Below are 15,341 nucleotides of genomic sequence, written 5' to 3' on the forward strand. Positions count from 1 at the left end.
CTCCTCGCAGACGCCCCGGCTCGGGTCCCGTGGGGGGAATCCGTTCCGGGGAAAGGAAAGCGCCCCGACCGTCGACCCGTGGGGGGATCGACGGCGGGGCGCTTTTCGCTTGCCTGCGGGCCTCGGATTGAGCCTCGGGTCAGCGGGCCGCGGTGTGGGCCTCGGGTCAGCGGGCCTCGACCGGGACGAAGTCGCGCAGGACCTCACCGGTGTAGATCTGGCGCGGACGGCCGATGCGGGAACCCGGCTCCTTGATCATCTCGTGCCACTGGGCGATCCAGCCGGGAAGGCGACCGAGCGCGAAGAGCACGGTGAACATCTCGGTCGGGAAGCCCATGGCGCGGTAGATCAGGCCGGTGTAGAAGTCCACGTTCGGGTAGAGGTTGCGCGAGACGAAGTACTCGTCGGCCAGCGCGTGCTCTTCCAGCTTGAGCGCGATGTCGAGCAGCTCGTCGCTCTTGCCGAGGGCCGAGAGGACGTCGTGCGCCGCCGCCTTGATGATCGTCGCCCGCGGGTCGAAGCTCTTGTAGACGCGGTGCCCGAAGCCCATGAGGCGGACGCCGTCTTCCTTGTTCTTCACCTTGCGGATGAAGGCGTCGACGTCGCCGCCGTCGTTCTTGATGCCTTCCAGCATCTCCAGAACGGACTGGTTGGCGCCACCGTGCAGCGGACCCCACAGGGCCGAGATGCCGGCGGAGATCGAGGCGAACATGTTCGCCTGCGAGGAACCGACCAGGCGCACGGTGGAGGTCGAGCAGTTCTGCTCGTGGTCCGCGTGCAGGATCAGCAGCTTGTCGAGCGCCGAGACCACGACCGGGTCCAGGTCGTACTCCTGGGCCGGCACGGAGAAGGTCATGCGCAGGAAGTTCTCGACGTAGCCGAGGTCGTTGCGCGGGTAGACGACCGGGTGGCCGACCGACTTCTTGTACGCGTACGCCGCGATCGTCGGGAGCTTGGCCAGCAGGCGGATCGTCGAGAGGTTGCGCTGCTTCTCGTCGAACGGGTTGTGGCTGTCCTGGTAGAACGTCGACAGCGCGCTGACCACGGAGGACAGCATCGCCATCGGGTGCGCGTCGCGCGGGAAGCCGTCGTAGAACCGCTTGACGTCCTCGTGCAGCAGCGTGTGCTGGGTGATGTCGTTGCGGAACGACGCGAGCTGGTCGACGGTCGGCAGCTCACCGTTGATCAGCAGGTACGCGACCTCGATGAAGGTCGAACGCTCGGCGAGCTGCTCGATCGGGTAACCGCGGTAGCGCAGGATGCCCTGCTCACCGTCGAGGTAGGTGATCGCGGACTTGTACGCGGCGGTGTTGCCGTAGCCGCTGTCCAAGGTGACGAGCCCGGTCTGGGCCCTCAGCTTCGAGATGTCGAAGCCCTGGTCACCGACGGTGCTTTCGACCACCGGGTAGGTGTATTCACCGTCCGCGTACCGGAGTACTACAGAGTTGTCGCTCACGTCATCCCTCACCGACGTAGTGCCTCTTCTTCGAGGTGCCCTGACTGCCTCTACCTTCCCCCATTTGGCGCAGGAGAGTGCACTCGGGGTCGGCCTTTGGTCTTTTTGACGGCACTGAGTGCCTTCAACCTGCTCATCCTGCCCCCTCCACACCGGCGCGGGAACCCCAAATGATCGATCATCTAGGTGATGTTTCCCACCGGTATCCGGCCGGACAGCCTGGACGCGACCGCCGTGTACCTCCTACCTGCGGAAACGGTACGCACAGCCTGGCCGAGGGCCTTGCGGGACCCGACCAGGACGACCAGTTTCTTCGCCCTGGTCACCGCCGTGTAGAGCAAGTTGCGCTGGAGCATCATCCAAGCGCCGGTGGTGACAGGGATCACCACGGCCGGATATTCACTGCCTTGGGAGCGGTGGATGGTGACGGCGTACGCGTGCGCCAGCTCGTCCAACTCGGCGAACTCGTAGGCCACCTCCTCGTCCTCCTCCGTCCGCACCGTCAGCCGCTGCCCCTCCTCGTCGAGGGCGGTGACCACGCCGACCGTGCCGTTGAAGACGCCGTTGGCGCCCTTCTCGTAGTTGTTCCGGATCTGGGTCACCTTGTCCCCGACCCGGAAGACCCGGCCGCCGAACCGCTTCTCGGGCAGATCCGGCCGGGCCGGTGTGATCGCCTGCTGGAGCAGCCCGTTGAGGTTTCCGGCGCCGGCCGGGCCGCGGTGCATGGGGGCGAGCACCTGGACGTCACGGCGCGGGTCCAGTCCGAACCTGGCCGGGATCCGCCGGGCCGCCACGTCCACGGCGAGCCGCCCGGCCTCCTCGGTGTCCTCCTCGGGGAAGAGGAAGAAGTCGGGCAGCCCGTCGGTGAGCGGCGGCAGGCCGGTGTTGATCCGGTGGGCGTTGGTGACCACGCCCGACTGCTGGGCCTGCCGGAAGATCCGGGTCAGCCGGACCGCGGGCACCGGGCCGCCCTCGGCCAGCAGGTCCCGCAGCACCTCCCCGGCGCCGACCGAGGGGAGTTGGTCCACGTCCCCGACGAGCAGCAGGTGGGCGCCCGGAGCCACCGCTTTGACCAGCTTGTTCGCCAACAGCAGGTCCAGCATCGAGGCCTCGTCGACGACCACCAGGTCCGCGTCCAGCGGGCGCTCGCGGTCGTACGCCGCGTCCCCGCCCGGCTTGAGCTCCAGCAGCCGGTGCACGGTCGAGGCCTCGGCCCCGGTGAGTTCCGCGAGCCGTTTCGCGGCTCGGCCGGTGGGGGCGGCGAGCACGACCTTGGCCTTCTTGGCCCGGGCCAGCTCCACGATCGAGCGGACGGTGAAGGACTTCCCGCAACCCGGCCCGCCGGTCATGACCGCCACCCGGCGGGTCAGCGCCAGCCGGACGGCGTCCCGCTGCTCGGGGGCCAGCTTGGCCCCGGTCCGCCCGGCGAGCCAGCCCAGGGCCTTGTCCCAGTCCACGTCCTGGAAGCCGGGCATCCGGTCCTCCTCGGCATGCAGGAGCCGCCGCACCTGCCCGACCAGCGAGAGCTCGGCCCGGTGGAAGGGCACCAGGTACACGGCGGTCAGCGGCGGCCCGCCCCGCGGATCGGGCACCGCTTCCCGTACGACGCCCTCCGGGTCGGCGGCGAGCTCGGCCAGGCATTCGATGACGAGGCCGGTGTCCACCTGGAGCAGCTTGACCCCGTCGGCGATCAGTCGTTCCTCGGGCAGGAAGCAGTGGCCCTGGTCGGTGGACTGGGACAGGGCGTACTGGAGTCCGGCCTTGACCCGCTCGGGACTGTCGTGCGGGATGCCGACGGCCTGCGCGATGCGGTCGGCGGTGAGGAAGCCGATGCCCCACACGTCCGCGGCGAGCCGGTACGGCTGGTTCTTGACCACCGAGATGGAGGCGTCGGCGTACTTCTTGTAGATCCGGACCGCGATGGAGGTGGAGACGCCGACGCCCTGGAGGAAGACCATGACCTCCTTGATCGCCTTCTGCTCCTCCCAGGCGGCACCGATCAGTCCGGTCCGTTTGGGGCCGAGCCCGGGTACCTCGATCAGCCGCTTGGGATCCGCCTCGATCACATCGAGGGTGTCGGTCCCGAAGTGCTCCACGATCCGGTCGGCGATCTTCGGACCGATGCCCTTGATCAGGCCCGAGCCGAGGTAGCGCCGGATCCCCTGGATCGTCGCGGGGAGCACGGTGCGGTAGTTCTCGACCGTGAACTGCTTGCCGTACTGGGGATGGGAGCCCCAACGGCCCTCCATGCGCAGCGATTCGCCGGGCTGGGCCCCGAGCAGGGACCCGACGACCGTGAGCAGGTCGCCGCTGCCGCGCCCGGTGTCGACCCGGGCGACCGTGTACCCGCTCTCCTCGTTGGCGTAGGTGATGCGCTCAAGCACCCCCTCGACCACCGCGTGTTGCACCGCCCCGTTGCTCGCCATGGCACGAAGTTACCGCCCGGCACCGACAGCCCGTCAGGCCTGTGGAAACCGGAGCGGGTCCGGGGAGGACCCAGAAGGGGGTCCGGCCTCGCGGCCGGACCCCCTCACGGTTACCCCTCCCGTGTCGGACTTCCCGATCCCCCCAGATCCCTCCCCGGAAGTGCCGACGCACCATACGACCCGCTGCCCCGCCCGGGGGTTGCACACGGAATCGGAACTTTACGTTTCCATTACCTCAAGGGCCTCAGGCGTCCATCCGAAATACCGCTGAATCACCGCGGAAGTAGCGTTTCCGGCATGAGTGAACCTTCGTTCCAGGACGACGTGCTCGGCGAGCTGGGCCCTCCGGGCTGACCGAGATCGCCGGCCTGCTCGGCACCGACGCCGCGGGCGCGCGCGAGACCGTCACGACCACGGTCGACGCCATGACCGGCGGCCTCCAGCAGAAGGCCGACGCCGGGGACGCCGACGGCAATGAGGTCCGCGACGCCCTCGCCGAGATCGCCGAGCCCCCGCTGAAGGGTGTGGCCACGCTCGGCGGGGGCCTGCTCGGCGGCGGCCTGATGGCCGGGGTGCTCGCGAAGGCGAGCAAGCCGGTCGCCGCGGCGGTGTCCAAGAAGACCGGCATCCCCGCGGCCACCGTCAGTCGTGTCATCGAGTTGCTGATCCCGGTGCTGCTGGCGGTCTTCGCCAAGCGCGCGGCCGCCGGCCAGGGCGCCGCCGCAGCCCCGGCCCCCGGTGCCGCGCCGGCAGGCGCACCCGGAACGGCTCCGGCGGAGGGCGGCGGCCTCGGCGATCTGCTCGGCCAGATCCTCGGCGACGGCAGGAAGTAGCGCCCGCCCTGCCCGGCCCCGTCCCGCCCTCGCCCTCGCCCTCGCCCTCGCCCTCGCCCTCGCCCCACCATGACCCCGCCCCGGCCCGCCGCCGCGCGGCCCCCGCCGCGCTATCCTCGGGCGCCATGGAGCCCCCTGCTAGCAACTCCGACGCACCGGTACGGCTGCGGGCCCCGGAGCCCGGAGACCTGGGCTGGATCGTGCAGCGGCACGGCGCGCTCTACGCCGCCGAGTACGGCTGGAACACGGACTTCGAGGGCCTGGTGGCCCGGATCGTCGCGGACTTCGCCGAGGACCACGACCCGTACCTGGAGCGGGTCTGGATCGCCGAGCTGGACGGCCGCCCGGTCGGCTCGGTGATGTGCGTCCGCGAGGACGGCTCGCCCGGCACGGCGCGGCTGCGGCTGCTCCTGGTCGAGCCGGAGGGCCGCGGGCACGGCATCGGCGCCCTCCTGGTCGCCACCGTCGTCGCCTTCGCCCGCTCCGTCGGCTACCGCGAGCTGGTGCTCTGGACCAACGACGTGCTGACCTCGGCCCGTTCCCTCTACCAGCGCGCCGGGTTCGTCCTGGTCGCCGAGCGCCCGCACCGCTCGTACGGCGTCACGCTCACGGGGCAGGACTGGCGGCTGCCGCTGCAGGAGGACTCCCCGCACTGACCTCCGCGCCCCCGCCCTGCGCCACCGTGCGGGTTCCTGCGCGGGTGGGCGCCAGCGAGGTCATGCCCACCCCGCCGACCAGCAGCAGCGCCGCCACCCAGCGCAGCCCCGAGACCTCCTCGCCCAGGACCAGCGCGGCCGAGGACATCCCGAACACCGGCACCAGCAGCGAGAACGGCGCGACCGACGAGGCCGGGTAGCGCCTTAGCAGGTGGTTCCAGGCTCCGAACCCGAACACCGTGGAAACCCAGGCGACGTACCCGATGACCGCCGCTGCGGACCAGTCCAGCCCGCGCAGCGCGGCCAGGTCCCGCTCGGGCCCCTCCAGCAGCAGCGACAGCGCGAACAGCGGCAGCACGGGGACGGTGCACACCCAGACCATGAAGTTCAGCGCGTCGGGCGGGGACGCCTTCCGCGTCAGCACGTTGGACACGCCCCAGCAGGCGGCGGCCGCGACGACCAGGGTGAAGCCGAGCACCGGCCCGGAGGTGCCCCCGTCCACGGCGGCGACGACGATCCCGGCGAGCGCCACCGCCATGCCGGCCATCCGGATCCGCCCGGGCCGCTCGCGCAGGACGACGGAGGCCAGGACGGCGGTGAAGACGGACTGCACCTGGAGCACGAGGGAGGACAGTCCGGCCGGCATCCCGGCGGCCATGCCGGTGAAGAGGAGACCGAACTTGGCGACGCCGAGGGCCACTCCGACGGCAATGATCCACTTCCAGGCGGCCTTGGGCCGGCCGACGAAGAACACGGCGGGCAGCGCGGCGACGAGGAAGCGCAGGGCGGACAGGAGCAGCGGCGGGAAGTGGCCGAGACCGATCTCGATGACGACGAAGTTGAAGCCCCAGACGGCGGCGACGAGTACGGCGAGTGCAGTGTGAACGGGACGCATGCTTCGAGCATCGACGCGGCAACCATGTAGCACCAGCGCGGATCCCTTCCGGGATGGATGAAGCATTGCTTACGGGTCCCCCGCGGTCCGGCGGTGCCTACCATGGGCCGCATGCTCGACCTCTCCCGGCTGCGCGCCCTGCACGCCGTCTCCGTCCACGGCTCGGTCGCGGGCGCGGCGGCCGCCCTCGGCTACACCCCCTCCGCCGTGTCCCAGCAGATCGGCAAACTGGAGCGGGAGACCCGGACCACGCTGCTGGAGCGGCGCGGGCGCGGGGTGGCGCTCACCGAGGAGGCCCGGCACCTGGCCGAAACGGCCCAGGAGTTGCTGGCTATCGTGGAGCGCGCCGAGACCACCCTGGAGGAGCGGCGCGGCCGGCCGAGCGGGCTGCTGACGGTGGCCGCGTTCGCCTCGGCGGCGCGCGGCCTGCTGCCGGGGGTGCTCGCCGATCTCGCGCGCCGACATCCCGCGCTGGACGTACGCCTCACGGAGGTCGACCCCCACCTCTCGGTGGACCTGGTGGCCCGGGGAGTGACCGACCTGGCGGTGGCCCACGACTGGGACATCGCCCCGCTGCCGGCCCCGGAGGGCATCGATCAGGCGGTCATCGGGGACGACCGCTGCGATCTGGTGGTACCTCAGGGCCATCCGTTCACGCAGCGGGCGGTCATCCACAGGACCGACCTCGGCGGCCAGCGCTGGGTCTGCCAGCCGCCCGGCCGGGTCTGCCACGACTGGCTGATGCGGACGCTGCGCACCGCCGGGTTCGAGCCCGACATCGCGCACGTGGCCGAGGAGAACCACACGATCGTCGCGCTGGTCGCCGCCGGGCTGGGGGTGGCCGTCGTACCCCGGTTGGGCACCGGGGCGCTGCCGCCGGGAGCGGTGGCCGTGCCGCTGGAACCAGGCCCCGTCCGCAGGTTGTACGCCCTGTGGCGGACGGGGGCGGCCCGCCGGCCGGCGATCACCGAGGCCGTGCGGGCCCTCCAGGAGCAGTGGGCGTACGCGGCACCCCTTCCGGGGGACCTCCCGAGTGTCCACGGCTGCGGGGGCGCTGCCCGGCAGTAGGGTCCGGCGCGTGTCGTACCACGCCTCCCGCAGGTCCCTGCTCACCGCGGCCGCCATGGCCGCCGTCACGGCCGCCGGGGTGGCCTCGTACGCCGTGGGCGGCTCTCCGGGCGGTCCGGACGGCCGGCCGCGCCCCGACGACGCGCGCCCCGGCGACCGGCCGCCCGGACCGGCGCCCGACCGGGCGGCGCTGCGCCGCCTGGTGGCCGGGATGAGCCTGGCCGAGCAGGTCGGGCAGCTCTTCGTCTCCCGCGCGTACGGCCATTCGGCCACCGACCCCGATCCGGCGGACGCCGAGCAGAACCTGAAGCTGTTCGGGGTGCGCTCGGCCGCGGAGCTGGTCGCCCGCTACCACCTCGGCGGGATCATCTACTTCTCCTGGGCCCACAACACGCGCGACCCGCAGCAGATCGCCGAGCTGTCGGCCGCGCTCCAGCGGACGGCCGCCGGCTCCGGGTCCGGCGTCCCGCTGATGCTGTCCACTGACCAGGAGCACGGTGCGGTGGCGCGCATCGGCAAGCCGGCGACGCTGCTGCCGGGGGCGATGGCGCTGGGGGCACGGCGCGGCGCGGGCGGCGGCTCGCCCGCGGCCACCGGATCCGCAGGGACCGGATCCGCGGGCACCGGATCCGCAGGAACCGATTCCGGGGGCGCCGATTCGGCGGGCGTCGCCGAGGCCCGCCGCGCCGCGCGCATCGCGGGTGCCGAGCTGGCCGCGATGGGCATCCGCCAGAACTACGCGCCGGTGGCCGACGTGAACGTGAACCCCGCCAATCCGGTGATCGGCGTACGGTCCTTCGGCGCCGACCCGCAGGCGGTGGCGGCCCTGGTCGCCGCCCAGGTCCGCGGCTACCAGGGCGCCGGGGTGGCCGCCACCGCCAAGCACTTCCCGGGTCACGGGGACACCGAGACCGACAGCCACGTCGGGCTGCCGGTCATGCGGCACAGCCGGGCGCAGTGGGAGGAGCTGGACGAGCCGCCGTTCCGGGCGGCGGTGGCCGCGGGCGTGGACGCCGTGATGACGGCGCACATCGTCTTCCCCGCGCTCGACCCCTCGGGGGACCCGGCGACCCTCTCGCGACCGATCGTGACCGGGATCCTGCGCGAACGCCTGGGCTTCCGGGGCGTGGTGGTCACCGACGCCCTGGACATGGCCGGGGTCCGCCAGAAGTACGGGGACGACCGGGTCCCGGTGCTGGCCCTGAAGGCGGGCTGCGACCAGCTGCTGAACCCGCCGGACCTGGGGCTCGCGCACCGCAGCGTGCTCGCGGCCGTCGAGGCGGGCGAGCTGACGCGGGAGCGGATCGAGGAGTCCGTGCTGCGGATCCTGGAACTGAAGTCCCGCCGGGGCCTGTTCGACGCCGCGCACACCGCCGCCGGGCAGGTGGGCGCCCTGGTGGGGATCCCGGCGCACCTGAGCGCCGCCGACGAGATCGCGGCGGGTACGACGACCCTGCTGGCCAATCCCGTGAAACTGCTGCCGCTGGATCCGGTGGCGGCACCGCAGCTGCTGGTCACCGGGACCGATCCGGCCTCCCCCAGCGGTACGACGGGGCCCCCCACGCTGGTACTGGCCCGGGAGCTGACCGCCCTGGGCTGCCGGGCGACGGCCGTGCCGCCCGCCCGGGCGGTGGCCGCGGCCCCCGGCAACGCGGCGGTGCTGGTGTGCACGTACAACGTCCCGGAGGGGGACAGTCCGCAGCGCACCCTGGTCACGGAGCTGCTGGCCACCGGGGTGCCCGTGGTCCTGGTGGCGATCCGCAATCCGTACGACCCGGCCCGGCTGCCCGCCTGCGCGGCGGAGCTGGCGACGTACACCTGGACGGACGTGGAGATGCGGGCGGCGGCCCGGGTGGTCACCGGCGCGGTACGGCCCACGGGCCGCCTGCCGGTCCCCGTACCGGGCCGCTACCCGCTGGGCCACGGGCTGGCGTACGACTAGCGCGTACGCCAGCCCGCGGCCGGGAGCTGCCCGCGGGCTACGGGCTACGGCCGCAGCTGCGGCTCGCGCTCCTGGTCCTTCTGGTCGAGCACCGCGTCGGGCTTCGCCAGCGGCGTCGCCCGGCCCGCGTCGACGAGTGCGGCGGCGGGGGCGACGCCGGCCCACTGCAGGATCTTCTGCGTGGCCAGCGCCTTCTCGCCGTCCTGGAGCTTGGCGACGTTGGCCCCGTGGTTGGCGCCCGGCGCGATCATCACGTAGCTGTCGTGCACCCCGTAGCCGAGGTGGAACGGTTCGGCACCCCACGGGTCGTTCTGCCCGTACACGAACAGCATCTGGTTGGCGTTGCGCTTCACCCAGTTGTCCACGTCCGCCATGACCCCGGGCTGGAAGGTCATCGGGATGTCGCGGGGCACGAAGTTGCGCGGCGACTGGTAGCCGTAGCGGCTCAGGCCCTTGAGGTGCGGCTGCTTGATGTCGGGCGAACCGAGCTGCGTACCCGCCTGGTAGTAGTACGGCGTGTACGTCTCAAGGCCCTGGTCGGCGTAGGCCGAGAAGCCGGAGATCGTGTCGACCGAGTCCCAGATCTCCTGGTCGCTCGCGGCCTTGGCGTCCGGGATGGAAGCGCAGTCGGCCAGCAGGCTGTACTGCCAGAACGCCCACACGTAGTCGAGCACGACGGCCTCGTAGGCCTTGTCGAGGTTGCCCACGGTGGTGAAGGTCCAGCCGTTCTCGGCGGCGGCCGCCGCGTACTTGGCCTCCAGCGGCTCACGGCGGACGAGCGCCTCGCGCTGCACCGCGTTCAGCTTGTCGCGGCACTCCTTGGTGCCGACCTTGTTGAAGAACCGGTCGTAGGCCGAGTCCTCGTTGTTGACGACGTCGTTGGGCGCGACGTACGCGACGACACCGTCCATGTCGCGCGGGTAGTAGCGCTCGTAGTAGGTCGCCGTCATGCCGCCCTTGCTGCCGCCCGTGGCGAGCCAGTTCTTCTTGTAGACCTTCTTCAGGGCGGTGTAGAGGCGGTGCTGGTCGCTGGCGGCCTGCCAGATGTCCAGGTTGGCCCAGTTGGCCGGATCGGGCCGGGAGGGCGTGAAGAACCGGTACTCCAGCGACACCTGGTTGCCGTCGACGATGGTCGTGGGCTCACTGCGGCGCGGGCTGGTGTTGACGTTGTAGCCGGAGGTGTAGAAGACCGTGGGCCGGGAGACGTCCTTGTGCAGCAGGGTGAAGCGCTGCTTGAAGGTGCCCTTCGACGGGTTCCGGTGGTCGACCGGCTGCTCGTAGTTCAGTACGAAGAAGCGGTACCCGGGGTACTCCTTCTCCTCGATCAGACTCATCCCCGGGATGGCGAGGATCTCGTCCTTGATGTCCGTCGCGGCGGACGGCCCTGCGGCGGTGGCCGCCTGAGCCGTGAAGCCGGCTGCCCCCATGGTGCCGATCAGCACCACGAGTGACAGCAGCCAGCCGAGCGTCTTGCGCATTCACCCTCCCCTTGAGTTCACTTCGGTCGAACGTGAACCTAGCGGGGCCAACGCGCCACTGAATAGACCTAGTTGGGCCGCCCGTTCAGCACAGAATCCAGCCGGAATCGACAGATCCGGCCTCGATGCTTCCCTTTACATACACGCAGCGGCTGATCGCACCGACGGTGACAGGACCGGCATACCGGGTGAATTGCCCGGCGTCGCGGACGGGGACCCCGCCGCGCGGCTGGATGCTCACCGCCATCGGCCGGCGCCGCCCCGGATCGCCGGCCACCGTCACCGCGCAGGCCTGCGTACGGCTCTTGTAGACCCGCACCTCGCCCGTCGGCAGGGGCAGGGTCCTGACCAGGGCGCCCCCGCAGCCACCGGTCGCCGCCTGCGCCGGCGGCGCCGCGAGCAGGCCGCCCACGCACAGCATCAGCGCGAAGGCCCCTGCAGACGCGGCCCCCCGGCCGCGCCCCTTCCACCCGTACCCCATGCCGCCCCCGATCGGTCGTACGCAACACGTACGCACGTACGACGCGCAGGGCCCCCGGAAGGTTGCATCCGACAAGATCCCTGCCCGGCCCGCCGCCCACCGCCCCCGCGACCACGGCCGAGGGCCCCGGAGCCGTCGGGTGACGGGTCCGGGGCCCTCGTCGCTGGGAGGGGCTGCGGCGGCGGTCTAGATCGCTGCGGCCGGTTCGTCCTCGCCGATGAAGGTGCGCCACAGTTCGGCGTAGCGGCCGCCGCGGGCCACGAGTTCGGCGTGGGTGCCGTCCTCCACGACCCGGCCGCGGTCCATGACCACGACCCGGTCGGCGCGCGCGGCCGTGGTCAGCCGGTGCGCCACCACGAGGGTGGTGCGCTTGCCGGCGAGCCGGTCGGTGGCCTGGTTGACCTGGGCCTCGGTGGCCAGGTCGAGCGCGGCGGTGGCCTCGTCCAGCAGCAGTACGTCGGGGTCGACGAGTTCGGCGCGGGCCAGGGCGATCAGCTGGCGCTGGCCGGCCGAGAGGTTGCGGCCGCGCTCGGCGACGGTGTGCAGGTAGCCGCCGTCGAGGGTGGCGATCATGTCGTGGGCGCCGACCGCACGGGCGGCCGCCTCCACCTGCGCGTCGCCCGCCTCGGGCCGCCCGTAGGCGATGGCGTCGCGGACCGTCCCCGGGAACAGGTACGGCTCCTGGGGGACGACCCCGAGCCGATGGCGGTACCCCGCCAGGTCGAGCTCGCGCAGGTCGGTGCCGTCGGCGGTGACCCGGCCGGAGGTCGGGTCGTAGAACCGGGCCACGAGCTTGACCAACGTGGACTTGCCGGCGCCGGTTTCGCCGACGAAGGCCACGGTCTGGCCAGCGGGTATCCGCAGGCTGATTCCGGCCAGCGCTTCGTCCTTCTCCCCGCGCTCCTCGGCGGTGCCGTACCCGAACCGGACGTCCTCGAAGGCGATCTCGCCGCGCAGCTCCCCGACCGCGCGCGGCTCGGCCGGGCGCGGGGTGCTGGTGGGTTCGCGCAGCAGTCCCTGGATCCGGCCGAGGGAGACGGTGGCCTGCTGGTAGCCGTCGAAGACCTGGGAGAGCTGCTGGACGGGCGCGAAGAACAGGTCGATGTAGAGCAGGTACGCCACCAGCGCGCCGGTGGTGAGGGTGCCGGCCTCCACCCGACCCGCGCCGACGATCAGCACGGCGGCAGCGGCCCCGGAGGACAGCAGCTGCACGAAGGGGAAGTAGACGGATATCAGCCACTGCCCGCGCACCCGGGCCTCGCGGTACGAGTCGCTGCGCTCCGCGAACCGGGCGGCGCCGGCATGCTGGCGGCGGAAGGCCTGGACGATGCGCAGCCCGGAGACGGACTCCTGGAGGTCGGCGTTGACCAGGCTGACCCGGTCGCGGGCGAGCTCGTACGCGGCGACCGACTTGCGGCGGAACACGATCGTGCCGATCACCAGCAGCGGGAGGGTCGCGAAGACGATCAGCGCCAGTTCGACGTCGAGCACGAGCAGCGCGATCAGGATGCCGAAGAAGGTGAAGACGGAGACGACGGCGGTGACCAGCCCGGTCTGCAGGAACGTCGAGAGGGCGTCCACGTCGGTGGTCATCCGGGTCATGATCTTGCCGGTCAGTTCGCGCTCGTAGTAGTCGAGGCCGAGGCGCTGGAGCTGGGCGAAGATCTTGACGCGCAGGGCGTACAGGACGCGCTCGCCGGTCCGCCCCGTCATCCGGGTCTCGGCGAACTGGGCGGCCCACTGCGCGACCACGACGGCGAGCGCCAGGGCGGCGGCCACCCAGACGGCCCCGAGGGCGGCCTGCTCGACGCCCTTGTCGATGCCGTGCCGGATCAGGATGGGGAGCAGCAGCCCGGAGCCGGCATCGACGGCGACGAGGCCGAGGCTGACGGCGAGGGGCGCCCAGAAGCCGTGGAGCAGCCGGCGCAGGTTGTAGCTCTGTTCGGCTGCCGTGGCGCGGTCCTCGTCCACGGCGGGCTCGTCATCGGCGGGCGGCAGTGCGGCCACCTGTGCGAGCAGTTCGGGGGTGGCCGGCATTCCGGCGACGGCGCCGGCCATGGAGTGGCCCGCGCCGGGGGCGCCGGTCCCGGCGGCGGGGGAAGCGGTGGACTCCGCTTCCTCCTGGCGGCGCCAGAGCTCGGGGGTCACCCCGTCGACGGCCCGGCGCTTGGCATTGACCGGCTCGGAGTCGATTTCGGCTTCGAGCTCGATGTCCCGTTCGAGGTTCCCGTCGATGTCCCGCTCGAACTCGCCCATCGCGACCGCATCGGGGGTGCGCGGCGAGCCGGCGCCGAGCGCGTCCGGGTCGGTGAGCAGCCGCCGGTAGAGGGGTGACCTGCGCTCCAGCTCCTCGTGCGTACCGATGTCGGAGAGCCGCCCGCGGTCGAGTACGGCGATCCGGTCGGCCAGCGCGAGCGTGGAGCGGCGGTGGGCGATCAGGAGGGTGGTGCGGCCGGCCATGACGGCGCGCAGCGCCTCGTGGATCTCGTGCTCGACGCGGGCGTCGACGGCGGAGGTCGCGTCGTCGAGGAGCAGCAGCCGGGGGTCGGTGAGGATCGCGCGGGCCAGTGCGATGCGCTGGCGCTGGCCGCCGGAGAGGGTGAGGCCCTGTTCGCCGACCTTGGTGTCGTACCCGGCGGGCAGGGCCTGGATGAACGATTCGGCCTGGGCGGCGCGGGCGGCGGCCTCGATCTGCACGTTGGTGGCGTCGGGCTGCCCGTACGCGATGTTGGCGCGGATGGTGTCGGAGAAGAGGAAGGAGTCTTCCGGTACGAGCCCGATGGCGGCGCGCAGGGAGTCGTACGTCAACTCGCGCACGTCGTGCCCGCCGACGCGGACGGTGCCGCGGTCGGCGTCGTAGAAGCGGGGCAGCAGGAGCGAAACGGTGGACTTGCCGGAGCCGGAGGCCCCGACGACGGCGACGGTCTCGCCCTCGGCGATGGAGAGCGAGAACCCGTCCAGGACGGGCCGCTCGGGGTCGTATCCGAAGACGACGCCATCGAAGTCGACGGTGGCGGGGGCGTCGGCGGGCAGCTCGTGGCCGCCCTCCTCGATGGCGGGCTCGGTGTCGATGAGCTCGAAGACGCGCTCGACGCCGGCCCGGGCCTGCTGGCCGACGGTCAGGACCATGGCGAGCATGCGGACGGGGCCGACGAGCTGGGCGAGGTAAGTGGAGAACGCGACGAAGGTGCCGAGGGTGACCTGCCCCTTGGTGGCCATCCAGCCGCCGAGGGCCAGCATGGCGACCTGCCCGAGGGCGGGTACGGCCTGTAGGGCGGGGGTGTAGCGGGAGTTGAGCCGGATGGTGCGCATCCGGCCGGCGAACAGCCGGCGCCCGGCGGTGCGCAGCTTGTCGGTCTCCTGCTCCTCCTGGCCGAAGCCCTTGACGACGCGGACGCCGGTGACGGCCCCGTCGACGACGGTGGCGACGGCGGCGGCCTGACCCTGGGCCCACCAGGTGGCGGGGAAGAGCTTCTTGCGGCTGCGCTTGGCGATGAACCAGAGGGCGGGGGCCATCAGCAGCGCGACGAGGGTCAGCACCGGGGACAGCCACAGCATGATGCCGAGCGATATCGCGAAGAGGAGGAAGTTCCCGATGGTCATCGGGAGCATGAAGAGCAGGCCCTGGATGAGCTGGAGGTCGCTGGTGGCCCGGCCGACGACCTGGCCGGTGGACAGCTCGTCCTGGCGGCGCCCGTCGAGGCGGGCGATGGTGTCGTACATGTCGGTGCGCAGGTCGTGCTGGACGTCGAGCGCGAGACGGCCGCCGTAGTACCGGCGTACGTACGTCAGGACGTACACGAGGACCGCGGCGCCTATGAGCAGCCCGGCCCATGTGCCCATCGGTTTGCTGTGGTCGCCGATGACGTCGTCGATGATGACCTTGGTGACCAGCGGTACGAGCGCCATCACGGCCATGCCGGCCAGCGAGGACCCGAGCGCGAGCAACACATTGAGCCGGTACCGCCAGGTATAGGCGGTGAGCCGCCTGGCCCAGCCCTGTTTCTCGCCCGCTGCCTTCTCTGCCGCCGTCACGTGACGCCTCCCCGTTGGTCCTGTCCTGCCGCCTCCCCCAACGCCCCGACCGGCGGATTTCATCCCGCCGC

Annotated in this window: 9 protein-coding genes and 1 pseudogene; 4 read left to right on the forward strand and 6 right to left on the reverse strand. The window is 71.9% G+C overall.

The features are described 5' to 3' along the window. Positions 1-166: 166 nt before the first annotated feature. On the reverse strand, positions 167-1,456 hold the full coding sequence (locus tag OHA65_RS14285; protein ID WP_327283504.1) for a citrate synthase: 1,290 nt from the start codon (positions 1,454-1,456) through the stop codon (positions 167-169). 182 nt (positions 1,457-1,638) lie between these two features. Further along, on the reverse strand, positions 1,639-3,882 hold the full coding sequence (locus OHA65_RS14290) for an ATP-dependent RecD-like DNA helicase (RefSeq protein WP_327283505.1): 2,244 nt from the start codon (positions 3,880-3,882) through the stop codon (positions 1,639-1,641). 368 nt (positions 3,883-4,250) lie between these two features. Between OHA65_RS14290 and OHA65_RS14295 the strand changes: the two genes are divergently transcribed. Next, on the forward strand, positions 4,251-4,715 hold the full coding sequence (locus tag OHA65_RS14295) for a DUF937 domain-containing protein (RefSeq protein WP_405763407.1): 465 nt from the start codon (positions 4,251-4,253) through the stop codon (positions 4,713-4,715). A 158-nt stretch (positions 4,716-4,873) separates the two neighbouring features. Next, positions 4,874-5,371 (forward strand): annotated as a pseudogene (locus OHA65_RS14300) (GNAT family N-acetyltransferase); the annotation flags it as partial. On the opposite strand, the gene OHA65_RS14305 reads toward OHA65_RS14300, so the two are convergent. Continuing rightward, positions 5,322-6,266: an EamA family transporter gene (locus OHA65_RS14305; RefSeq protein ID WP_327283506.1), complete on the reverse strand. Its 945-nt coding sequence runs from the start codon at positions 6,264-6,266 to the stop codon at positions 5,322-5,324. The pseudogene OHA65_RS14300 and the gene OHA65_RS14305 sit on opposite strands and share 50 nt — an antisense overlap. Positions 6,267-6,377: 111 nt before the next feature. Here OHA65_RS14305 and OHA65_RS14310 point away from each other — a divergent pair, with 111 nt between their 5' ends. After that, complete coding sequence (locus OHA65_RS14310; protein ID WP_327283507.1) at positions 6,378-7,334, forward strand: LysR substrate-binding domain-containing protein; 957 nt, start codon at positions 6,378-6,380, stop codon at positions 7,332-7,334. A 55-nt stretch (positions 7,335-7,389) separates the two neighbouring features. Beyond that, complete coding sequence (locus OHA65_RS14315) at positions 7,390-9,276, forward strand: glycoside hydrolase family 3 protein (RefSeq protein WP_405763409.1); 1,887 nt, start codon at positions 7,390-7,392, stop codon at positions 9,274-9,276. A 44-nt stretch (positions 9,277-9,320) separates the two neighbouring features. On the opposite strand, the gene OHA65_RS14320 is transcribed toward OHA65_RS14315, so the two are convergent. From OHA65_RS14320 to OHA65_RS14330, 3 genes are all read right to left on the reverse strand, one after another. Continuing rightward, positions 9,321-10,754: a S28 family serine protease gene (locus OHA65_RS14320; RefSeq protein ID WP_327283509.1), complete on the reverse strand. Its 1,434-nt coding sequence runs from the start codon at positions 10,752-10,754 to the stop codon at positions 9,321-9,323. 85 nt (positions 10,755-10,839) lie between these two features. Continuing rightward, positions 10,840-11,175 carry a hypothetical protein gene (locus OHA65_RS14325; protein WP_327285653.1) on the reverse strand — a complete coding sequence of 112 codons (336 nt, stop codon included), beginning with the start codon at positions 11,173-11,175 and terminating at the stop codon, positions 10,840-10,842. Positions 11,176-11,421: 246 nt separating this feature from the next. Next, positions 11,422-15,270 (reverse strand): ABC transporter ATP-binding protein, encoded by a 3,849-nt coding sequence (locus tag OHA65_RS14330; RefSeq protein ID WP_328762803.1) that lies wholly within the window; start codon positions 15,268-15,270, stop codon positions 11,422-11,424. Between the last annotated feature and the right edge of the window lie 71 nt (positions 15,271-15,341).

Origin of the sequence: Streptomyces sp. NBC_00045, from assembly GCF_045041095.1 — a bacterium.
Taxonomy (GTDB): Bacteria; Actinomycetota; Actinomycetes; order Streptomycetales; family Streptomycetaceae; genus Streptomyces.